Genomic DNA, 21,097 nt, shown 5'->3' on the forward strand with positions numbered 1-21,097 from the left:
CGCTCTATATAGGGCAAAAAGTTTCGGGGTTCAGTGCTGAAAAAAACGATCACGCTAACGCCAGGTTCCAATAGAAGGCCCCGGATATTTACATGCTGAAATTATTGCACGACCGCTTTGCGCGGTTAGCGTTAAGAATATAAAAGCGGACAGTTTAATATCATGGCATTTGCAAAAATGCAAGGTAATGACTCCAACTTACTGATAGTGTTTTATGTTCAGATAATGCCCGATGACCTTGTCATGCAGCTCCACCGATTTTGAGAACGACAGTGACTTCCGTCCCAGCCTTGCCAGATGTTGTCTCAGATTCAGGTTATGTCGCTCAATGCGCTGAGTGTAACGCTTGCTGATAACGTGCAGCTTTCCCTTCAGGCGGGGTTCATACAGCGGCCAGCCATCCGTCATCCATACCACGACCTCAAAGGCCGACAGCAGGCTCAGAAGACGCTCCAGTGTGGCCAGAGTGCGTTCACCGAAGACGTGCGCCACAACCGCCCTCCGTATCCTGTCATACGCGTAAAACAGCCAGCGCTGACGTGATTTAGCACCGACGTAGCCCCACTGTTCGTCCATTTCAGCGCAGACAATCCCATCACTGCCCGGTTGTATGCGCGAGGTTACCGACTGCGGCCTGAGTTTTTTAAGTGACGTAAAACCGTGTTGAGGCCAACGCCCATAATGCGTGCACTGGCGCGACATCCGACGCCATTCATGGCCATATCAATGATTTTCTGGTGCGTACCGGGCTGAGAGGCGGTGTAAGTGAACTGTAGTTGCCATGTTTTACGGCAATGAGAGCAGAGATAGCGCTGATGTCCGGCAGTGCTTTTGCCGTTACGCACCACGCCTTCAGTAGCGGAGCAGGAAGGACATCTGATGGAAATGGAAGCCACGCAAGCTCCTTAAAATCACCATCATACACTAAATCAGTAAGTTGGCAGCATTACCAAAAACTGATTCGATATCATCGCTATCGGCTACTGGCTGGTAATAGAGCTTATTTTTTAACCCAACATGTCCAGGCTCTTTCGCAACATTCCGCGCCCCGCCTTGCCGGATGAGACTCAACGTAGCTTTAGGGAACTCAAAAGCAGTTAAAAAGCCGTAGATAAATTCGTCTTGCTCAGGGTTTTCAACCAGTTGTTCGAGATGTTCAAAAATTTTCGCCTGATTAACAGCCATTGTTATTCCTAAAAAATACAGTACCCGTAGAGGATGATGCACTCATTCTAACCGAAGAAAATTTTATCAAGTAGTTCCAATGCGTTACCTAGGTTGTATCAAAAAAATAAAAAACTTTAGCTCTATGCCTGCCACCACAAGGCGGCAGGCTTTGCTCAGAGTACTTAATCCTCAGCAGAAATTTATCCTCAAGACAGCCGTTACTACCGTGTAGACTCTAGTTTCCCAAAATCAAACGGACTCACCGCCTTCTCCCGATTAGCATCAAGATAATCAGCCCACCATTGCAACATCAACCTCCTCTCCCCCAAATGCTCCGCCTTATGAATGTAAGCCGCACGCACAGAGTTACGTTCCTGGTGACTCATCTGCCGCTCTACCGCATCTCTTGACCACAATCCCGACTCAATTAATGAACTACAAGCCATTGTTCTGAAACCATGACCACATACTTCAACCTTCGTATCGTAGCCCATGACTCGTAGTGATTTATTAACTGTGTTTTCACTCATCGGCTTACGCGGATCGTGATCACCAACGAAGATCAGCTCACGGTTTCCACTCAGGCTTTTGATCTTTTCCAAAATGGCGAGAGCTTGACGCGACAAGGGAACAAGATGAGGCGTACGCATCTTCGAACCACGCTGAGAATGCTTAACACCTTCTAAGGGTTCACGCTCGCCCGGAATCGTCCACATAGCCGTTTCAAAATCTACTTCAGACCAGCGAGCAAAACGCAGTTCGCTTGAACGGATAAAGACTAACAAGGTAAGTTCGATAGCAAGTCGGGTTAATGGTCTTCCGGAATAGTGATCAATGCGATGAAGTAATTCAGGTATGCGGTTAAGCCCCAAAGCCGCACGATGCTGTCTTTTCACCGTAGCAACCGCCCCGGCAATTTCTTGTGCAGGGTTGTAGTCGATTAAACCGCTCTGCACAGCAAAGCGCATAATCGCGGTAGTTCGCTGTTGCAAACGAGCAGCGACTTCGAGTCGCCCGGATGACTCCACCGCTTTGATGGGTACAAGAAGATCCCGAGTCTTAAGCTCCGCAATGTTCTGCTTACCGATGGTAGCAAAGAGATTATCTTCGAGACTTTTCAATACACGAGCGCTATGTGATGCAGACCACTTCTGATTGCTGGCGTGCCAGTCTCTTGCAACAACTTCAAACGTTATCGCCTCTTGTTCCTGCTCCACCTTAACAGCTTTCTTGTTCTCACTAGGATCGACGCCCTTAGCTAACAACTTACGGGCTTCATCCCGACGATTTCTGGCATCAGCTAATGACACTTCGGGGTATTTACCCAGCGCCAGCATTTTCTCTTTACCACCAAAGCGATAACGAAGTCGCCAGTATTTAGAACCGTTAGGGTGAACCAGCAAAACCATGCCTTCACCGTCAGCCAGTTTATAGGCTTTTGCTTCGGGCTTAGCCGAACGAACCTTCACATCACTCAGAGCCATGATGAATATCCTTTCAAGGGTTCTGTGTGGGTACAATTATTATCGAACCGGGATATACCCGCAGTTATACCCGCATCAGTAAGTTGATGTAGATTGAATCAGGTTGACTTAGGTTGAGTGAAAAAGCGAGGAAAGCCTTGCGGATACTGGATTTCAGGCACAAAAAAAGACGTCCGTTGACGTCTATTGATGTTCCGATGGTGCCGAAGGCCGGACTCGAACCGGCACGTATTTCTACGGTTGATTTTGAATCAACTGCGTCTAACAAGTCATTGATTATCATCACTAACTTGTTACGCACCTACGGTTCGTACAGCCAATTTCGCCAACAGATTGCCCCAGCAAAATAGCAGGGGTTTACATGGATCACAAGAGGGTAAAGCCGAAGGACAAACGCGATCGTTATCTAATTCTCGATCCGTGTGGTGTGTACATGGTACGCATAGCTGTCCCGGCATACATGGCGGCACACTTCGGCAATAAAACATACTTCATGAGGTCAACAGCGACTCGCGACATTCGTCAGGCACGTCTATTCCGGGATGCCATCGCGTTGGAATGGTACAAGCTGCGCGATCAGCTTAAACCTGTACGTTCAGGTTCAAGGGTTGAACAGATCCTTGATGAACTTCGGGGCATCAGCAAACAGGCAAAGGACGCACCGCCCACACAATTGAACTTCTCCGCTCAGGTGTTGGCTTGCCCTTCCCTTCTGGCGATGCGGGATCAGTACATTCTGCAATTCAGCGAGAAACGTAAACTGACCACCCTGTCAAAGACGAACAAGGCCGTCGAGGTCTTATTGTCCCACCTTCGTAAGCGCGATATTCCTCTGAGGGATGTTAACCGAACCATAGTTACTGGCTGGTTGGATAGGCTGAAAAGCGAGAGAGCGCCCCAGACGATTCAAAACTATATTAGCGCCTTGGCTCAAATCTGGGATCTGGCCCGTAACCGATATCACGACGCACCACAGGATAACCCCTGGCGTGGTCATGGCCTGGAAGCGAAAAGTAGCAAGGTAAGCTACGAAGTTTTCACCCATGTGGAACTGGCGAAGGTCTTCGCAGCTCTGGGGGGTGACGAAGAAATGCAAGCGGTCACGCTGATTGGCATGTACAGCGGCATGAGGCTGAACGAGATTTGCTCTTTGCAGGTTGGGAACATCCGCAGGATTGAGGGCGTCCTTTGCTTCGAGGTCACAGAAGGCAAGACCAAATCAGCGGCGCGTATCATCCCGGTTCATAGCCGCATTATCGATCTGGTGGAGTCCCTTCTCCAGAAGCCCCATAACGGCTTCCTTTTCTACCGTGCGTCGATCATTGATCGTGCAGACGGCAAGCGCTCAACGTGGCATACGCAGCGTTTTACACGGGCTAAACGACAGGCACTGGGTGGAGTTGAAACGGAACGGAAGGTTTATCACTCGCTACGTCATGAAGTGGCCCAGCAGCTTGACCGCAACCAGGTTCCAGAAGACAGGATCGCGTTATTGATGGGCCATGAGCGCGGGAAAACAGAGGCGTTCAAGACATACTCCAAAAATGCTGCATCACCAGTGGAGCTATCAAAATATGTCGAGTTAATCCGTTACGATATCGCCGACGGCGGTTTTCATCCCGCTACGCAGGCATAAAAAAACCGGGCGGTTTCCCGTCCGGTCTCGATATTCTTTCAGTCGCCCGTAGTTTCTTCATTCTCGTTTTTTACTTCGTGCTTGCAGTATTGTACATACCGACGACAAAACCACTTCCTCAATTCGTCAGGCATGTTCCCTGTAATCTCATTTAGATTAACAGGCAAACCCATAGCCTCCATGTGCGCAAAACTTCGTGCAAGGAAATCGAAATTATTTACTGACTGAGCGTTTGGCAGTTCCATAGACACCTCCCTTTCTTAGGATTTATCCATATTAATTCCCGCAAACGTTTTCGTCCAAGTTTATTTACTTACACTTTGCATGGTTAATCATCTGATGGTTAAATGAAAATATGATGTAACCCACACGGGTTAAATAGGTTAAAGCCCTTATAAAAAAACCGGATGGTTTCCCATCCGGCCTTAGCTTACATTTTTCAATTTCTGTTCAGTCACGTAGTGCAGGATCGCAGCCTCCAGGCCTACGCTGGCAACCTTGCTTAAGAATGTTGACCTATGCACCGAGAGCGCGCGCGCCAGCGCTGACACGTTCAGCAACCCGGCATCGTCCAGCGTCTTAACCTTGACCGACAGCAGCGGCGAGTTTCCCACGCCAAGGATTTTCAATTGCATCTTTATTACCTCTCCAAAGGATTAAGAGGGCGGCAATCACCGCCCAACTTCTTTATGCATCCATCGTCAGCTTCGTTACCAGATCCGGGCGGTAGCAAATCGGCAACAGGCTGAACTCACTGGAAAGCGTAATGTTCTTATACGCGTCGGTGCTGCTATAGATGCGGAAGTCCACCACGTCAGCAAAGGCCAATTCGAGATTTCGTGATGTAGGCCCGACAAGGTTGGTAAATGGTGATGCCTGATCAGCGCTTAACGGCTTCTCGAAGACCGGAACCATGAAGCCTTGATCTGCCCCAATGCCGTAAAAATCGGTATCGGACATCTCGACCACGGTCACGTTATCCAGGACGTAATAGCTGAATGCCGGGTTGATCTCTTTATTGAATACCAGACCATCAGGATCAAGCACACCATACTGCACAAGCTGGCGAACCGATGGGTTAAAACGCAGCTTCTTGAACAGGTTGGAACCCGCGAACAGGTAGATGCCTTTCAGCAGCGAAGCAAGACCACCCATGCGGCGCTTCATGGCGCTGACCTCATCGGACAGGGATTCTAACGGATCAGCAGCAATCCCCGTGTAGATGGTTCCGGTGCTCTGGTCATACCCGAACTCTTCGGACCAATCTAGGGTTGGTCCGTCGGCGGTGTACTGCATATCGGTGACTCGATGACGGAACAGGCTTTCAGCAAACATACGTTCACGAGTTGCAGCGAAGCGTTCATAGTGAGCCAGGCTTTTAGCAGTCACAGCATCCAGGACATTGGCCTGTAGCGAAGAGCCGATCTTACGGTACGGCTGCACGTCAGCAGCAGTGATCACATCCTGAGTAGGGAACAGAGGAAGCTCGATCAGATGGTTAGCTGCTTTTGGCTTCGGTGTGCTTCCCCATTCGCTGGAAAAGCGATTCGCTGCCGGGGCGATGGTGTCAGCCTGAGCATTCAGGATGTCCAGACTGGTTTTAAACTGGTCAGTAACGTCACGCTGGAAAATGTTCAGGTTGGTTAAGATACGGTTGCGGGCCGGAACGTTCGCAAAGGTCGAACTGTAATCGACGTATGAAAAATCTTTTGTAAGAGCCATGTTGTGATGTCCTTATCGGTAAAATTATCGAGCGTCAGCCTGAGCTGCGCGGATATTGCCGGATGCAATCAGACTAGCTATTGCAGCAGCGCCTACAATCTCCCCCATAACGGCGATCACTGTTTCCGGGCGGATGTAAACGCCACGGTCAGCAACGATGATGTTTGCATCTGTACCAGCGCGGTGATGACTCAGAACCAGTAACGCATCATTGCCGGAGGTAAATGCAGTGCCATCAGCCTTAATGACCGAACCGGGCTGCACTTCGACGGCCAGGTTTGGGATGTTAATATTTTTCACTGCAAAATTAGCGTCGGCCTGATAGGTCACGACATCATTAAAGGTGCGTTGGGATTCGCCCAGTTTCATGGTTTCACTCCATAAGTTGTTGTTTGCTGGCCTGTAGGCTTTGGCCTTTCGGGCCGTATCGTCAGAATTGACGGTGTGCGAGTACAAAAGAGGTCGCCCGGTGGCGACCTTCCTTTATTTGTTTCTGCATCAGAAAAAAGGCGGGCGGCGGAGATACCGCCCCTGAGGAGCAACGAGGATCTTTATCGTTATTTTTCTGAGAGAAGAGAATAAGGGAGCGGCGGCAACGCCCATTGATGAGGGGAGAAACCCCAAACGCGCCGCGCTCGTGCCAGTTAACATCATGGCAAGATGGCCCACTGAGGAGAGGGACTTATTGCGGTTGTTAGACCGCTGGCAAACCCCATCGCGGAAGGCTAATACCACGGCAGGGGAATAAGCGGCGCTGGAAAGCAAAGATGGCCTGCGAGGTATCAAGGAGCCAGCGCCTGAGAGGAGATTAAATTACGTTCAATTGGCTGTAGTTCGCAGTAGACTCTTTCGAATCTATTAATCACCTTATATATAATTTTAACACGTTATTATTTAAAGCGCAATCAGAATTTACGTTAAATTTATTGACTTCTAAGTTCATCTGTGAATGCAAAGAAGGAAGGCTTCCCTGCCCCCTTTATCATTAGCCCTGTATTATACCCGCCCCGCCCGGTTTATCCTGGTCAGGCAGTGGCACTGACGGGATCACGTAGGAGTACGCAGCCGGATCGGCGGCGACGATCTCCCGGCATTTGGAGCGAGCACGAGCTAACGCCGCTTCGTCCACAACATGGGGAGTAAAGACACCTGCCCCAGCGCCCAGCGTCTTCATGATACGTTTGGCCTTTTGTTTGGTGTTGGCAACTGGCGCGACTGCTGGCGCTGGCTTCGTTGACGGCTTCCAATCGGGATGGCGGGCCAGGTAGTCATCCACGGCGCTTTTTACAGCCGCCTGGCGCTGCTCGTCTGCTAATTGTTCGGGATTTTTGCCCAGCAACATGGCGGCGATTCCGTCTTTTACTTTCTGCAATGCGCTTTTCATTATGTTTTTTATTCCTGTACAAGGCCAGTCCATCACGGGCGCGGCGAAAAGCTGCGGCCACTGCGACGGGCAGGTAAGATAAGATTTCGAGTAGGGTTAAATGTTGGGTCAATGTGGGACTTTCAGGTCGTCGCGATCTGACTCACGGTTGCGGCCTTGTTCGTGGCCCTGGCTTGCCTTCCTGGTTCTTATTGATGCGTCTTACCGGGTTTATTTGAATCGCTTTAAAACGGCTCGCGGCCTTCCGTTCACACACTCGGCGATATTCAACGTATAGCGGATGGTCGTATGGAGGGAACCGTGGAGCCATTGCGGCATCGGTGACGCCGTTCTGCCTGAGTGACATCACCACCCAGTACAGCGACAATCCAAGAGCCGTACATATGGCGCTTAAATCAGCCCCTTCGTTAAAACTGGTCAGCGCTAAATGGGCATTGGTGTATTCGTTCGTTTTCGCGAATCGGCGGCAACGCGGGTTATAACTGTTGTCGTACAGTTCCTGGACTTTTTCCAGTGGAAGCCTACAGATCAGCGCAACCCTTCCCGGAAGCATTCCGGCAATGAGGAGATGTTTGCACTTCTGCATGATATCGCCGTTGCGGCAACGCCGTTTATATAGGCGAGTCAGGTCTGGGAGTGGTTCGGGAAGATCTTCTTCTGTTTCGTTCTGGTTGGCGGTCAGCGCCTTGCGTTTCTCAATCAATGTGTCCTCTGCTATTTAAAAAGGTGTGCCACCATTGGCATACTCTGCACGCTCCTCAGCAGCAAAGCGGGCCATCTCCTCGGGAGTGTAGATCCCCCCTTTGCTCTGTATAGCCGGGGTTTTATATCCCGTCACAATAATGGGCCTCCCTGCTGTCGTGTCATCCTCGTTGTTCACCGCATGATTACCATCGGTGCCAGCATCGCCGCTGCCGTCATCGTTAGATGCCAGGCGATCGCACTGTCCAACAACAACCGGGGCAGGCTCAGGGGCCATGCCAACACCCTGATCAGCGGGTGTGTCAGTGGATTCCTCTGCGGGCGCATCAGTGGACGGTGTAGCAGCGGTTTCTGCCTGTGGTGCCTGCGGCTTTGATTTATTTGTCTTTTGACCGCTGACACGTTCATGATCATAAGATGGTTGACCATTCGGCAGTTCCTGGAAGATAAATTCCAGATTGAGCGCCACTTCCTTAACCGACTTAACAAAATACTCACAAGAGTGGCCTGATTTCCTCGCCTTGGGTGGTATCCAGTCGATAAGGCCCAGAGCTTTAAGATCCTTCTTCACTTTCTTGAAGATGTATTCTGATACATCGCACCGAATCGCGAGGTTTTCGTCTGAGTCGTAGTAATGACCGGTAGACTTGCCAGCGGCGATATTTTTGGGATTTGTCAGACCACGGAATTGATCTTCCAGATGCGAGTAAACCATCCTGTGGTCATTCGTCATTCTGATCACCTGGTTCGTGTCCTTCACAACAATCTGATGCGCCGTGAGACGCTTAGCAGTGATGAGGGATGGCTCGGTAATTACCTTATTTTTTGCTGCTTCTGTCATTTGGTTCTCCTTCAATGGATTTCTTCAAGTTGATTCGGATGCGTTCTGCCTCGGCATCCACAAGTTTATTGATGAGCGTTGCAACAGGTGTCCCTGTGCGGCGGCACTCGTGCATGATTACGTCCATCGTTGAATTGCTAAACGTCAGTTTCATGGCGTTCTCCTGTTTGTCAGACATGCGGATTCGATCCTGCTATCGCGGGTAGCGATCAGGATTCCGGCGGCCTTGTGGCCTGCATTTTGGTTGGTCTGCCCTATTTGAGGCAATTTGATTGACCCGGCGTTGCGCCGGATGGGATCACGCTGTCGTAGCTGTCAGGAAGTTGCCCGCAACGCTGTAACCGTGTTGTTCCAGGTTCTCCACACCGTGGGTAGCGACCAGGAACATGATCACCTGCTCGGGCGTCATATCGAGGTTGAGTTTCTCACGGTATAGACGACGGTAACCCTGGAGCACCGGGGCTAATATCTCAGTCAGCGACTGACCGTCAGCGAACTGGCGGGATAACGGCTTGAGGATCGTCTTGACCGCTCGGGCGCTCTTTGCCTTCTTCTTTTCCTGTTTCAGGATATGAAGTGCAACGGCAATCTGCGGGAACTTCGCGTGTGCAGCGTCAGCACCACCACTTCGGCTAATGAAAGACCAGAGCGCGGTTTTGGTGTAGGTGCCGTAAAGGATCGCATCTGCGATTTGCTCGCCTGTCATGGCGTTTGGGGTGATGCGTTGGGATTTCGGTTTGTTCATTTGGGTTCTCCGTTGAGTTATTGAAATTATTCTCGGAGGTCATTTGTACCCATTTGTCAGGAGCCATCACCGGGCGGCGATGCACCTTATTTGTTAAAACCCATGTTATCAGTAATCCTTGCAAATAGCAAGCACAACCAAAGGAAGCATAGATTTCTTTATATTAATATGACACACGTATGATTTCAATGTCAAATTCTTTTTAAACGCACTGAGACGCTCTGTAACGCTCTCTCAGTCATACCGGCTACCATCGTATTACCCGAGGTGTTACAGCGTCGCGTAGGCCCCTCTCGTTAAGGATTTGATGGCTTCGTGTATAGTTGGCGCGGGTATTGCATAAGTCGCACACCCTCGCGGCCCCAATAGACTCTCACACTACATGTTCGTGACAGTTTCCAAATTGCTGCGCGGGCTGTCGCCCTTGCTGCCCAAAGGTGGCTGGCCTCTCCCGGTCAGGGAGAGATTAACCGGACACCGTGGGCGATGGATATCGCGAAGCGTGGAGCGTGGAGCGGCTGCGACTGAACAAGGTCAGAAAGAAAGATAGCCATCACAATGGCAATCTAAAGAGGTGTGGATGTTGACCTGTTGTTGAGCCGTTGCATTCTCTTCCCGGCCAGGGAAGTAGATGGGAAAAGATCTTATTAGAGAGTTATGATCTTATTTTACTTTACGTGCTTATTGGTGGTCGTCTGGCGACCTTACAAACGCATTTCTATGGTCGTCTGGCGACCTTACAAACGCATTTCTATGGTCGTCTGGCGACCTTACAAAGTTCAAGGGGCATGTCGTTCCGACCCCAGTAATGCCGAAATCTGGCAGGTCAGAATCGCCGCCGAGTCAAAACGTCGTCGTGTTGGTGGCGCATCCGCCGGTAATGCAGAAACAAACGCACGATGTGCTGTCCCACCTCTGGCGATCTTTTCTCAAAATAAATGCCATTAAATAGCCTGATAATAATAAACAAATGCAAGTAAATCCCCGATATCTCGACCCATCCGGGCCACTCTCCGCGCGCGTGTGTGGTCAAGTGGCGATCATATCTATGGTGTGTGGTACATGTGGAGGGGCCTGAGAGCCAGCCGGGGCGCATGTTCGTTAAATTTGTCTGCTGATATCGTAGCTTGCCGGTTCATCACGGAGCTTAACCAGATTCACTCACAACGCCCCATTCTCTGCAAAAAATAATTCTTCGCCAAAAAACCAGAAACGATGACAATCGCCTCGCTTTTCAGCCCGATTTTCAGGCTCACGGGACGCGCTCTGGAGGGCGCTGTGATTGCGGTTATCGTGATTCAGATCGTGACGGCAAACGCCGCTAAGGGTTTCTGGTGAAGCGTGGTAAGGGTTGCCGGATGGTGGAAGGGTTGAGGCCGGAACTGTTGTGGGATAAGACAACGACCAGGGCCGGAGGTCGGGCCATATCGCCAGCGCCTGGCCTCTTGTTGGTGGGGAAACCTGGCCCGTAGGGCAGAGGGAAAAGCGAAGTCGTGAAAGTGAAGACTAACAGTCTCCACTCTCCAAGTGATTGATAATAGGTATATGAGCCTGATAACGCCGTCAGACGGCCTTCCTATGCATCGTTTATGCAGGATCAGGCAAGGTTTATTCACTTCGTTGGACTGATGCTCGGGACTCGGGCGGTACTCGATGACTCAGCCGCTAAGATATTTTGAAATTTCTGTTGACTTTTTTCGTGGGGTGTGAGTGTTCGTCAGGCAGATCTCTGAGTGTGAAGGCAGGATATTTTTCTGGGCAGGACATAAAAGGAGGGCAGTCACTTTAGACCCTTTCCAGCGGGGAAACGTTTAACCACCATCAAGTTACCTATTTATTTTGAATTTTCTTTTTGCTCCCTGATAACCACCAATTGCAGCCGCCGCCACGTAAGTGATGATTACCTGTATCGTATTTCGAGAAACATCCGAGACGAATTCATCATCAAAAATATTCACATAACCATCTTCGGTATCTGCAACCCTTTGAATCAGATCGATGAAAAGAAGGTTATTCAAGTATAGGAATGCCGCAACATTGCATATAACAAGTACCCAGCCAAGTTTACTTAATCCTTGTCCTTTACATGCGAGATAAGAGGTAACCCCGCAACTGAAAGAGCAAAATCCAATGATTGGGGCTATCAGTTCTGGCGTATTAAGCATAAGTGATCCAAACCGCTGCAAGTATTCGTTACATCCCGTCACGATAGATTAATCCTTTACCAGGAGCAATCCACTGATCACGGCTCCTCTTCACTTGGCTGCGCCCTAAAGCCCGTTCAGGAACAAAAATACTTACTCATTTCTTGATCATTTCGTGCTTCAATTAAACTAAATCACTTTCCAACACACTGTTTTTGATCAAAAATATATCAACTGAAAGATAAAAAAGCCGCACGGCTGTAGGGAGAAAATTATGGGTAATGCAATGATCGCTTTGAAGACCGCCGAAGAAGTGAAGGCCGTCAGCGCGGAGCTGGCACGGAATACAAAAACCAACCTGTTCCGCTGTTTGTGGGCGATGCAGTTCGAGAGCGCTCTCCGCTTCGGTGATGCCGTAAAACTGACCTGGGATCAGTTCGCTGATGGCAAGACGCATCTGTCTATCAAGCAAGAGAAGACCGGGAAACTTCACAAGGTCGCTATTACCCCGGCTATGCGCTCTATCGTCCAAGCTCGCCGGGAAGAAGCAGCAGACCGCCCAAAATTCGGTGACTACATATTCAGCCTGTCCGATCTGAGATCGAAGGGTCAGCCAGTTTCACACAATGCGGTTTTGACTGAGTACGGGAAGTGCGGACGCCGTGCAGGTTTCCAGGATGTGGGAAGCCATACACCACGCAAAAGCAAGGGCCGTATATTGTTTGAGAACGGAGCACCGCTTGAGCACATCACAAAATTGTTGGGCCAGGCTAACCCTGCCTCAACACTGTTTTACATCGGGTTCACGCAGGAGACGGCTGACACATTAGCGGGAGAATATTCTCTCGGGGAGGAATGGTAATGATGAAAAAATGCACAACATCAGTGTTAACAGTTTTGGCCCTGCTGGCATGTCAGCCAGCACACGCCGGACGGATCACGATGCAACTCACTGAACAGGAGGATACAGCCAACGGCAAGACGCTTTGCCGTTATGAAAATTCTATCTATTCATTTAGTTACGTGACGCTGAGCAAGCATTGCGCGTCAGTCAAAAACTTCGACACCGAGGATTCAAATTAATGAAGAAGGAAGAAGCTCTCGCCAGCTTCGTCTGGTGTGGGGCCGTGGTTCAGGTCTACACGAAGACGGTGACGTTTGCCGGGACGGTTATACAGCGGCATCTGCTACCGAAGAACCTAAGGCAGGCAGTAGATAAGGCGGCGCAGGCTGAGTGCTTGGCGGTAGACAGCCCGCGCCATGTTCAACAAAACCGACGGAGAGTCAGGAATGAAGAACAGCAACATTATGGCGTTAGCGCTCGCGCTTCGCAACGTCGAAGCCGGTCAGGCGGTTAAAATCCCGGCGATGACCGGGCAGCAGTTGCGCCAGTTGCTGGCGTGGCTGGAAGCATTGAAAATCTCGACATAATAAAAAGGGGGCAAAATAGCCCCCGGTGATCTTTCGCTTAATCGCCCTCAGCCTCGATGAATTTCTGGGCTAAACTGAGCGGCAAGTTCTGCAAGTATTGCCGCGAATCCCTAATCAATTCATCAACTGTCTCGTCACGCTCACGCAGATTTTGCGCCCATCCTCTACCCGGATGCATAAAATCCCAGCGAGGACGCAAACCAGTGTACCGATGTTTACCAGGATCATGGTTACCAAAACCGTCAATGGATGAATTCCAGATTGGCTTAAATCGGGATATGACCAAAGACTCGCCCAAAGGAATCCAGATATCATCCACAACGAGAAAGCGACAATAAAAATCTTTAATATCCAGGTTTTGTGCTGACCTTATACTCTCAGCATGTTCCTTTAAGCGCCTAAAAAGAACGTTGCCAACCTTTTCCGGATTGGTAAGCCCCATTCTGGCACCTGCGGGAACAGCTTTTCCGACGTAAATTGGTAGCTGAAATTTACCATCACGGTTCATACCTGCTAACTGCTCATATGCAGGGTGATCGCCAGTGTAATAAATGGCATAAATCCCGGCGCCAGAGAACGAAGTTAACTCATCAAGTGGATGTGCTTCCTTGCTCAACAAGGCTTCTGCAACGCTGGCTCCTAAGTTTTGCTTATCAAGTGGATTAAACGGAATGACTTTACCTGTCATGCAGAAACCCTTTTATTATTTCCACCCCTTCTCAGGATGTTACCAATCTCGGAGATCAACAGTTTTTCAGCAACACTACTTGCAACGCAATACGCCAAGTGAACCGGCACAGCGTTACCCAACTGCCTCATGGTTTCAGTCCAGCTCCCGTGAAAACGATAACTATCGGGAAACGTTTGAATTCGTGCACTTTCTCGCACAGTAAAATAGCGTACTGAGCCATCATCACGAACGAGCATGTTCTCGCCCCCTGGAACGCCATGAGCACCAGCTTTGAGTGTTTTAGCTGGCAGATCTAACGGGCTTCCTGTATGACCGGGATAAGTTCGCGCCCCCGCCTGGAACGTATGATTCCGGATCTTCTTAGCCGCCTTTGTTTCAGGATCTGGCAAATCCGCAATAGCATCCCGAACTGTTTTCCACGGGAGTGTATCCGGGGGGTTTTTACGCAGTTTTGCGACACGGCTAACTAACTGATCCGGAAGATCGGGCATTTCTAAACCATGTCTCTTCCAGTAGTCACCAGTAACCCACTGCTCATAAACAAGGGCATCATAGCTATGGGTTGGCTTAGGGAACGACCATTCAATCTCAAGGTCATCACGGAAACCAACAATAAAGACACGCTCGCGCTTTTGTGGGATGCCGTAATCTGCGGCATTGACCAATGTTGCCAGCACGTTGTACGTCAGCCCCTTTCCTTTGCTTTTCCCACTGGTTTTCTCTTCCTGCAAGCGTTTCAGGTGCTCGCTCCAATCCTCGCCATTTCTCGGCGCGACCTGAGGAAATTCAAGCTGCAACTGGATGTACTGGAAATAGCTCGCAAAGGTTGCGCGCGTCAACCCCTTCACATTCTCGACGATGAAGGACTTAGGGCGAATTTGTCTGATGGCTTCTGCTGTCGCAGGAAACATATCTCGCGAGTCAGAGTTAGCTTTGTGTTTACCACCAATCGAGAATGGCTGACAAGGAGGCCCCCCGGCAAGGAGATCAATATCTTTTGGAATCTGCGACCAGTCAAACGCCCTTACATCGCCTTCAAAGAGATCCCAGTTGCACAACAACGGAAACCCATGCTTTTGGTTTTCCCGGACGGTATCACAGGCCCATTTGTCCCACTCAACAACGGCAAGATGCTCAAAACCAGCGATCTCACAGCCCATAGCCAAGCCGCCAGCTCCGGCAAATAGCTCTACAGATTTCATTCTTTTCTCCGCCCTATGGCTTATGCCCTGCATCTTAACAATTTAATCCTTTCATCGGAACCAGCAGGCCAGATCCAATGCCGTTGGCGATGCCAATTGATTGTATAGACTAAATTTAAACAATAAATCGCCCGTACATCGTGTTGAGTGCGCGAATAAAAGCGCCGAAGGCGAATCATCTGGGTTCTAAACGGTTACATCGGGCCGAATTGGCCCCTTTGTGGAAGGCTGCTATCAGATAAATTTTCTGGCCTCTGCGACCATTTTCAACTCAGCCTCTTCTACCTTCTTCTGTTCAAGCCAGACTTTGCCCTCTGGAGTTGCCAGAAACTTACGTGCGTGAATTTTACGGTTATTGCGTTTGGTTGCTGCTGCATTCTTCACCATGATTGCCTCCAGGTCGGCCCGCCGCTGGGCCACAAAGGCAGGCTACAGAAAATCGCAGTGACAAATCCAGATGCAAAAATACCCTACCAAATGGTGCCGAAGGCAATAAGTGACCTTTACGTGCCGTGTTGGGCACATAAGGAGAGGCGGAGCGAAGCGACATCCGCACCAGTAAGTATGCTCCCCTCGCGGGAATGATGATGCCTTGTCATGGCCTCTTATCAGGTAGCCGTTGTGATCCGGTGGCTGAAACCGTGGCAGAGCCGGATTCTTTCCCGATCCGGTTAGTCTTCCCAACATTACGCCTGTTTATTCGCTGCAACGTCATCTCGACGTGTTGCATCATGGAGCGCCGCACGAAGCGCGAGCCACATCGACAAGGGTTATGGGAAAAGGATTAGAGACGCTGGCGGCGTCTTCCGGCTTCAAAGGAAAAGCGCAACGGATAGACCAGCGACAAAAAATTAAGCCGTCAGTGCTGACCGTTCACGTTTTGTACAGGGTTGAGCCTGGAAACTACCTGCCGCTGCGTGATAACATCCCAAAAGCCACTACCAAACACAGCGGCAATCGTTGGTGACATTATTCAAGCAAAAAACACAGGCAAGAAAGGCAGAGTTATTTAACTAACTCGTTGTTTCTGAGGGGTTTTTCTTGATTGGTGCCGAAGGCCGGACTCGAACCGGCACGTATTTCTACGGTTGATTTTGAATCAACTGCGTCTACCGATTTCGCCACTTCGGCACTGAAGGGGATGCTGATAGCGGGTTGCATTATACCTGTTGCAGATCCCCGCGCAAGCATTCCCCCGCCTTGTCGCGTCTAAATGCCGAAAAAATCGACACATCTCCACCGCACTCCCCCACTATCTGGAACGCTTCTCGCAAAACGCTGCAACGTGACGGCGGCGGTTTACATTTATCGCGTCTTGTTATCTGATCCTGTTACGGGTTTTACCCATTCCCCACATCCATAGATCAGGACAAGGCATGCGTTTCTATCAGGTTGAACCCACGCTGGAGAACTACTGGCGCGGCATAATCCTCTTTGGCAAAAATGTCGCTTCCTACAAATTCGCGCTGGCCCATGCGCTGTACGACGTGAAACGCGACGGCAGCGACCTCATCCTTCTCGAAGATCTCGCTGTCCCGTTCAGCCAGCATCTGTGTCGCCATCTGGCGCAGGCACCAAAGCAAATCACCTCCTCCAGAAGTCAGTATCTGGATGCCTGTCGTCAGTTTAATACCGGGGAAATCGACCAGAATGCGCTTACAGAAGCGACGCTGCGAAATGGTTTTAGTGTTGTGCTCAATGCGTTTCACAACGTCAATCAGGGCGAAATCGAAAAACGCTTTTTTATCGATGAGCGTAAAACCCACAAAGGCATACGCCTGACGACAAATTTTCATCAGCTCACGGAAGGTATGCAGTATCAGAACCTGAAGCTGGAGACGGACGCGCGCTGGAACCTGGTCGAGCAAGGCTGGGCGATGGGCGTGTCGCGCAACCTCATTGCCGTGGAGCATGACGAACAGGACAACATGCTGTTCAGCATCCAGAATAACCGCCGTGTCGATATCACCAGTTGTCGCGATAGCCTCAACGGCTACCAGAAAGGCCGCTGCTTTTACTGCTTCGCACCTATAAGCGTAGAAACCGGTGACGCAAACCTGGCCGATGTCGATCACTTTATTCCGTGGATGCTCAAAGACCAGGTGAGGAATGTGAATGGCGTCTGGAACCTGGTGCTGGCCTGTAAATGTTGTAACCGGGGTAAACAGGGAAAATTTGCCCATGTCCCCTCATTGAAACTGCTGCAGCGCCTGCACGATCGCAACGAGTACTTCATTACCAGCCACCTCCCGCTGCGCGAAACCCTGATGCGCCAGACCGGGGCGAGCACTGTAAAACGGCATGATTTCCTGTCAAATGTCTGGAACACTGCTCGCGTAAATTTATTCCATGAATGGGAGCCAATGGCCGCCGGGCCGGATACTTTCTGATGACCATTAACTACTATCAAAATCATGCACAGGCATTCTTTGCCGACACCATCGGCGTCGATATGTCGTCGCTCTACGCCCCTTTTATCGCGCACCTTGCCCCTGGCGCGCGCGTGCTGGACGCCGGATGCGGTTCCGGGCGCGACAGCCGTGCGTTTCTGGAGATGGGTTATCAGGTCGAGGCCTTTGATGCGTCCTCCGAGATGGTTCGCATGGCATCGCAGCATAGCGGGCTGGCGGTTAAGCAAATGACATTCAGCGATGTCGATGCCACTGACCGTTACGACGGCATCTGGTGCTGCGCGTCCCTGCTACACGTGGAAGCACACGCTTTACCGCAGGTGATGTCCAGGCTGGCGCAGGCGCTGAAACTCGGCGGAATCTGGTACGTCTCGTTCAAATATGGCGAACAGGAAAGAGAGAAAGAAGGTCGACATTTCAGTGACTTAACCGAATCAGGCCTGACCGCGCTGGTCAGCCCATTATCGGATGTTCAGGTGGTGTCGATGTGGACGACGCAGGATAAACGCCCGGATCGTGCGGAAACCTGGCTTAACGCCTTGTTACGCAAAGATTAACTCCACTACTCTGACTATCTTCTACACTCAAATCTCACACCATCATGAGGAAAGGCGATGTCGATTATCAAAAGCTATGCCGCTAAAGAAGCCGGGGCAGACCTGGAGCTGTTTGAGTACGACGCGGGTGAATTGGGTCAGGAAGATGTGGAAGTACAAGTGGATTATTGCGGGATCTGCCACTCGGATTTGTCGATGATCGACAACGAGTGGGGCTTCTCTCAATATCCGCTGGTCGCCGGGCATGAAGTAATTGGTCGCGTGGTGGCGCTGGGTAGTGCCGCGCAAAACAAAGGGCTGAAAGTCGGTCAGCGCGTGGGCATTGGCTGGACGGCGAAAAGCTGCGGTCACTGCGACGCCTGTATCAACGGCGACAATATCAACTGCCAGGAAGGCGCGGTGCCGACCATCCTTAACCGCGGCGGCTTTGCCGACAAAATCCGCGCGGGCTGGCAATGGGTGATCCCGCTGCCGGATACCATTGATGTCGAGACCGCCGGGCCGCTGCTCTGCGGCGGCATTACCGTGTTTAAACCGCTGCTGATGCACCATATCACCGCTACCAGCCGTGTCGGGGTCATAGGGATTGGAGGACTGGGCCATATCGCCATCAAACTGCTGCGCGCGATGGGCTGTGAGGTGACGGCGTTCAGTTCGAACCCGGCGAAAGAGGCCGAAGTCCGCCTGATGGGCGCGGATTATGTAGTCAACAGCCGCGATCCGGAGGCCTTAAAAGCGCTGGCGGGCCAGTTCGATTTAATTATCAACACCGTGAACGTTGATTTGCAGTGGCAGCCGTATTTTGAAGCGCTGGCCCACGGCGGCGCATTCCATACCGTCGGCGCAGTGCTGAAACCGCTGGAAGTCCCGGCCTTTACGCTGATTGGCGGCGACAGAAGTGTGTCCGGTTCCGCGACCGGTACGCCGTTCGAGCTGCGTAAGCTGATGAAGTTTGCCGGGCGGGCCAAGGTGGCACCGACTACCGAGATGTTCCCGATGTCGCAGATTAACGAGGCGTTGCAGCATGTGCGTGACGGGAAGGCGCGTTACCGCGTGGTGTTGAAAGCGGATTTCTGATGTGCCCCTCCCCCCTGCCCTCTCCCACGGGGAGAGGGAGAAAACCCGCACTCATATTTGCATCGGGAGCCAGGCGTAGCCCGGATAAGCGCAGCGCATCCGGCTAATGGTGCTGTGCGGCCTGATGCCATCACCCCTGCCCTCTCTCACAGAGAGAGGGCGAAAACCCGCACTCACATTTGTATCGGGAACCAGGCGTGGCCCGGATAAGCGCAGCGCATCCGGGAAATGGCTTACTCCTTCGCCAGCACCGCGAACACCTCTGCAATCGCCACGGCACCGGGGTCGGTGACACCTTCCAGACTTTCACTGTTCACATAGGACGAACGGCCCGCGCCAGCGGTCTGCATGGTCGCGGTTTTGGCGGCCCCCGCTTTTGCGGCAGACGCTGCGGCATCCAGCCCGCTATCGCGCAAGGCTTCCAGCGCCGGTTGCAACGCGTCGATAAGCGTTCGGTCGCCTAAGTCCGCGCCACCGTAGTGTTTCATCTGGTGTAGCCCACGGAGCAACGCCTCTGGCAAAGATTTACCATCATGCACAGCCTGACCTGCGGCGGTAAAGAAGATGGACATCAGCACGCCGCTGGAACCGCCCATTACTGTTGCCAGCCTTTCGCCCACCAGTTGCAGCAACTGCGCGGTGTTATTCAGCGGCAGCGCACCCTGCTCCAGTAAATGGATAATTTCCCGCGCCCCTTCGGCAAACGTCGAGCCGGTATCGCCATCGCCCACTTTGGCATCCAGCGCATTCAGGCGATTTTCGAGATCGACAAGTGTCCGCGCCGCCGTCGAGACCAGCGTTTTTACCTGTGGGTTTTCCGACGGTTCGATTTCCAGTTGGTTATAAACCGGGTTGTGGCGCTGGGTTTTCATCGGCGCAAAAGGCACCGGTTTTTGCCAGCCGACGGTCTGTACATCGGCATTAATGGCTTTCTCAAATGTCTCGTTCAGGCGTAACAGCGAGAGGGAAAAGCCTTTCATATCCAGCGAACTGACCAGCGGCGCGGGGCCAATCAGATACGCAATCTGATCTTTTAGCGCCGAGTGTGCCAGCTCTTTGGTGAGCAGGGCCATTTCGAGCGCTGACACACCGCCCAGATTGTTGATTAACACCGCAACGCGGTCATCCCCGGCCTGTGCTTTCAGCGGTGCAACCAGCGTCTCAATCAACTTCTGGCTGTTATGCGAGTCCACCGTGCTCGCGCCCGGCTCGCCGTGAATGCCGAGCCCCAGTTCGACCTGCCCGCGCTGGATGCGGTCGTCTTCACCGCTGCTTCCCGGCAGGTTGCAGGTCTCCATCGCCAGCCCCAGGCTCCAGACACTCTCACTGGCCTGTCGGGCGATGTCGCGCACTTCGCTTAAGGACTTACCCTGCTCGGCGGCATAGCCTGCGATTTTATGCACCAGCGCCGTTCCGGCGATGCCGCGCGGCTGTTTATTGTCCGGCAGAGCGATGTCATCGGCGACGATCACCATCTCGACTTTCAGCCCATAGCGTTTGGCTTTTTCTGCCGCGAGGCCGAAGTTAAGGCGGTCGCCGGTGTAGTTTTTAACGATCAGCAGGCAGCCCCGGTCGCCAGTGACGGCAACGATAGCGTTGAGCACAGCATCAACGCTCGGCGAGGCAAACACGTCGCCGCAGACGGCGGCAGTGAGCATTCCCTTACCTACAAAGCCAGCGTGTGCGGGCTCATGGCCGGAACCGCCGCCGGAGATCACTGCAACGCGGGATTTATCCCAGTCGGCGCGGGCAACAATACGAATAGCGGGGTCGATGTCGAGGCGAACTAAATTGCCGTGGGGAGCGGAAATCACCATTCCTTCAATGGCGTCATTGACCAATTGTTTTCGGTCATTAAAGAAGAATCTGGACATAGCTTCCTGAATTTTTTGAGAACCGTAAG

The 21,097-nt window shown here is 51.6% G+C and carries 25 protein-coding genes and 1 tRNA gene; 8 read left to right on the plus strand and 18 right to left on the minus strand.

The window, feature by feature from the left end; all coding sequences use genetic code 11:
• Positions 1-198 precede the first annotated feature (198 nt).
• The 3 genes from ACS0RQ_RS24375 to ACS0RQ_RS24385 all read right to left on the minus strand — a co-directional run bounded on the left by ACS0RQ_RS24375 (position 199) and on the right by ACS0RQ_RS24385 (position 2,651).
• Positions 199-896 (minus strand): IS1 family transposase gene (locus tag ACS0RQ_RS24375; RefSeq protein ID WP_247171588.1). Its coding sequence is split into 2 segments (ribosomal slippage): positions 199-647 and positions 647-896, totalling 699 coding nucleotides; the frame shifts between segments, so codons are not numbered across the junction.
• Between the two features lie 28 nt (positions 897-924).
• Positions 925-1,185, minus strand: coding sequence for a hypothetical protein (locus tag ACS0RQ_RS24380; protein ID WP_049007579.1), 261 nt, complete (start codon positions 1,183-1,185; stop codon positions 925-927).
• Positions 1,186-1,388: 203 nt separating this feature from the next.
• Positions 1,389-2,651, minus strand: a complete 1,263-nt coding sequence (locus tag ACS0RQ_RS24385; protein WP_208594691.1) for a tyrosine-type recombinase/integrase — start codon at positions 2,649-2,651, stop codon at positions 1,389-1,391.
• 361 nt (positions 2,652-3,012) lie between these two features.
• On the opposite strand from ACS0RQ_RS24385, the gene ACS0RQ_RS24390 reads away from it, so the two are divergent.
• Positions 3,013-4,287 carry a site-specific integrase gene (locus ACS0RQ_RS24390; RefSeq protein WP_114272255.1) on the plus strand — a complete coding sequence of 425 codons (1,275 nt, stop codon included), beginning with the start codon at positions 3,013-3,015 and terminating at the stop codon, positions 4,285-4,287.
• A 38-nt stretch (positions 4,288-4,325) separates the two neighbouring features.
• On the opposite strand, the gene ACS0RQ_RS24395 is transcribed toward ACS0RQ_RS24390, so the two are convergent.
• From ACS0RQ_RS24395 to ACS0RQ_RS24440, 10 genes are all read right to left on the minus strand, one after another.
• Complete coding sequence (locus tag ACS0RQ_RS24395) at positions 4,326-4,532, minus strand: glycogen synthase (RefSeq protein WP_114272256.1); 207 nt, start codon at positions 4,530-4,532, stop codon at positions 4,326-4,328.
• 180 nt (positions 4,533-4,712) lie between these two features.
• On the minus strand, positions 4,713-4,922 hold the full coding sequence (locus tag ACS0RQ_RS24400) for a hypothetical protein (RefSeq protein WP_200920859.1): 210 nt from the start codon (positions 4,920-4,922) through the stop codon (positions 4,713-4,715).
• Positions 4,923-4,974: 52 nt separating this feature from the next.
• Positions 4,975-6,009, minus strand: a complete 1,035-nt coding sequence (locus tag ACS0RQ_RS24405; protein ID WP_114272258.1) for a major capsid protein — start codon at positions 6,007-6,009, stop codon at positions 4,975-4,977.
• Between the two features lie 24 nt (positions 6,010-6,033).
• The gene (locus tag ACS0RQ_RS24410) at positions 6,034-6,378 is read right to left on the minus strand and encodes a hypothetical protein (RefSeq protein ID WP_114272259.1); all 345 of its coding nucleotides are present in this window, start codon (positions 6,376-6,378) and stop codon (positions 6,034-6,036) included.
• A 616-nt stretch (positions 6,379-6,994) separates the two neighbouring features.
• On the minus strand, positions 6,995-7,393 hold the full coding sequence (locus ACS0RQ_RS24415; RefSeq protein WP_114272260.1) for a hypothetical protein: 399 nt from the start codon (positions 7,391-7,393) through the stop codon (positions 6,995-6,997).
• 142 nt (positions 7,394-7,535) lie between these two features.
• A complete protein-coding gene (locus ACS0RQ_RS24420) occupies positions 7,536-8,096 on the minus strand; it encodes a hypothetical protein (RefSeq protein ID WP_114272261.1) in 561 nt (186 codons plus the stop codon).
• 15 nt (positions 8,097-8,111) lie between these two features.
• The gene (locus tag ACS0RQ_RS24425) at positions 8,112-8,936 is read right to left on the minus strand and encodes a DUF6945 domain-containing protein (protein WP_114272262.1); all 825 of its coding nucleotides are present in this window, start codon (positions 8,934-8,936) and stop codon (positions 8,112-8,114) included.
• Positions 8,914-9,090, minus strand: a complete 177-nt coding sequence (locus ACS0RQ_RS24430) for a hypothetical protein (RefSeq protein WP_176377309.1) — start codon at positions 9,088-9,090, stop codon at positions 8,914-8,916. Before ACS0RQ_RS24430 ends, ACS0RQ_RS24425 begins: the two co-directional genes overlap by 23 nt.
• A 144-nt stretch (positions 9,091-9,234) precedes the next feature.
• On the minus strand, positions 9,235-9,681 hold the full coding sequence (locus ACS0RQ_RS24435) for a hypothetical protein (RefSeq protein WP_114272263.1): 447 nt from the start codon (positions 9,679-9,681) through the stop codon (positions 9,235-9,237).
• Between the two features lie 1,826 nt (positions 9,682-11,507).
• A complete protein-coding gene (locus ACS0RQ_RS24440) occupies positions 11,508-11,846 on the minus strand; it encodes a hypothetical protein (protein WP_050543448.1) in 339 nt (112 codons plus the stop codon).
• Positions 11,847-12,099: 253 nt separating this feature from the next.
• On the opposite strand from ACS0RQ_RS24440, the gene ACS0RQ_RS24445 reads away from it, so the two are divergent.
• The 3 genes from ACS0RQ_RS24445 (at position 12,100) to ACS0RQ_RS24455 (ending at position 13,256) form a co-directional block, all read left to right on the plus strand.
• Positions 12,100-12,687, plus strand: a complete 588-nt coding sequence (locus ACS0RQ_RS24445; RefSeq protein ID WP_048290869.1) for a tyrosine-type recombinase/integrase — start codon at positions 12,100-12,102, stop codon at positions 12,685-12,687.
• 2 nt (positions 12,688-12,689) lie between these two features.
• Entirely contained in the window at positions 12,690-12,908 is a 219-nt protein-coding gene (locus ACS0RQ_RS24450) for a hypothetical protein (protein ID WP_334632424.1), read from the plus strand.
• Positions 12,909-13,115: 207 nt separating this feature from the next.
• Positions 13,116-13,256 carry a hypothetical protein gene (locus ACS0RQ_RS24455; protein ID WP_227524309.1) on the plus strand — a complete coding sequence of 47 codons (141 nt, stop codon included), beginning with the start codon at positions 13,116-13,118 and terminating at the stop codon, positions 13,254-13,256.
• Between the two features lie 37 nt (positions 13,257-13,293).
• Here ACS0RQ_RS24455 and ACS0RQ_RS24460 read toward each other — a convergent pair whose 3' ends face one another.
• The 3 genes from ACS0RQ_RS24460 to ACS0RQ_RS24470 all read right to left on the minus strand — a co-directional run bounded on the left by ACS0RQ_RS24460 (position 13,294) and on the right by ACS0RQ_RS24470 (position 15,536).
• Positions 13,294-13,944, minus strand: a complete 651-nt coding sequence (locus ACS0RQ_RS24460; RefSeq protein ID WP_088299174.1) for an Eco29kI family restriction endonuclease — start codon at positions 13,942-13,944, stop codon at positions 13,294-13,296.
• Positions 13,941-15,149 carry a DNA cytosine methyltransferase gene (locus tag ACS0RQ_RS24465; RefSeq protein ID WP_114272264.1) on the minus strand — a complete coding sequence of 403 codons (1,209 nt, stop codon included), beginning with the start codon at positions 15,147-15,149 and terminating at the stop codon, positions 13,941-13,943. The genes ACS0RQ_RS24460 and ACS0RQ_RS24465 overlap by 4 nt, the downstream gene beginning before the upstream one ends.
• A gap of 234 nt (positions 15,150-15,383) precedes the next feature.
• Positions 15,384-15,536, minus strand: a complete 153-nt coding sequence (locus ACS0RQ_RS24470; RefSeq protein WP_177948730.1) for a hypothetical protein — start codon at positions 15,534-15,536, stop codon at positions 15,384-15,386.
• A gap of 385 nt (positions 15,537-15,921) precedes the next feature.
• On the opposite strand from ACS0RQ_RS24470, the gene ACS0RQ_RS24475 reads away from it, so the two are divergent.
• On the plus strand, positions 15,922-16,116 hold the full coding sequence (locus ACS0RQ_RS24475; protein WP_050862201.1) for a hypothetical protein: 195 nt from the start codon (positions 15,922-15,924) through the stop codon (positions 16,114-16,116).
• 79 nt (positions 16,117-16,195) lie between these two features.
• On the opposite strand, the gene ACS0RQ_RS24480 is transcribed toward ACS0RQ_RS24475, so the two are convergent.
• Positions 16,196-16,280, minus strand: a tRNA-Leu gene (locus tag ACS0RQ_RS24480).
• A gap of 245 nt (positions 16,281-16,525) precedes the next feature.
• Between ACS0RQ_RS24480 and ACS0RQ_RS24485 the strand changes: the two genes are divergently transcribed.
• From ACS0RQ_RS24485 to ahr, 3 genes are read left to right on the plus strand one after another with little or no spacing between them, the layout of a single operon-like run.
• Positions 16,526-17,539 (plus strand): HNH endonuclease family protein, encoded by a 1,014-nt coding sequence (locus ACS0RQ_RS24485; protein ID WP_271848683.1) that lies wholly within the window; start codon positions 16,526-16,528, stop codon positions 17,537-17,539.
• Positions 17,539-18,117 (plus strand): class I SAM-dependent methyltransferase, encoded by a 579-nt coding sequence (locus ACS0RQ_RS24490; RefSeq protein ID WP_271848682.1) that lies wholly within the window; start codon positions 17,539-17,541, stop codon positions 18,115-18,117. The genes ACS0RQ_RS24485 and ACS0RQ_RS24490 overlap by 1 nt, the downstream gene beginning before the upstream one ends.
• A 57-nt stretch (positions 18,118-18,174) precedes the next feature.
• Positions 18,175-19,194: an NADPH-dependent aldehyde reductase Ahr gene (gene ahr, locus ACS0RQ_RS24495; RefSeq protein WP_039076898.1), complete on the plus strand. Its 1,020-nt coding sequence runs from the start codon at positions 18,175-18,177 to the stop codon at positions 19,192-19,194.
• A gap of 233 nt (positions 19,195-19,427) precedes the next feature.
• On the opposite strand, the gene ACS0RQ_RS24500 is transcribed toward ahr, so the two are convergent.
• The gene (locus ACS0RQ_RS24500; RefSeq protein WP_271848681.1) at positions 19,428-21,068 is read right to left on the minus strand and encodes a dihydroxyacetone kinase subunit DhaK; all 1,641 of its coding nucleotides are present in this window, start codon (positions 21,066-21,068) and stop codon (positions 19,428-19,430) included.
• Positions 21,069-21,097: the final 29 nt, after the last annotated feature.

The sequence above is a fragment of the Phytobacter diazotrophicus genome (assembly GCF_052061655.1).
Taxonomy (GTDB): Bacteria; Pseudomonadota; Gammaproteobacteria; order Enterobacterales; family Enterobacteriaceae; genus Phytobacter; species Phytobacter diazotrophicus.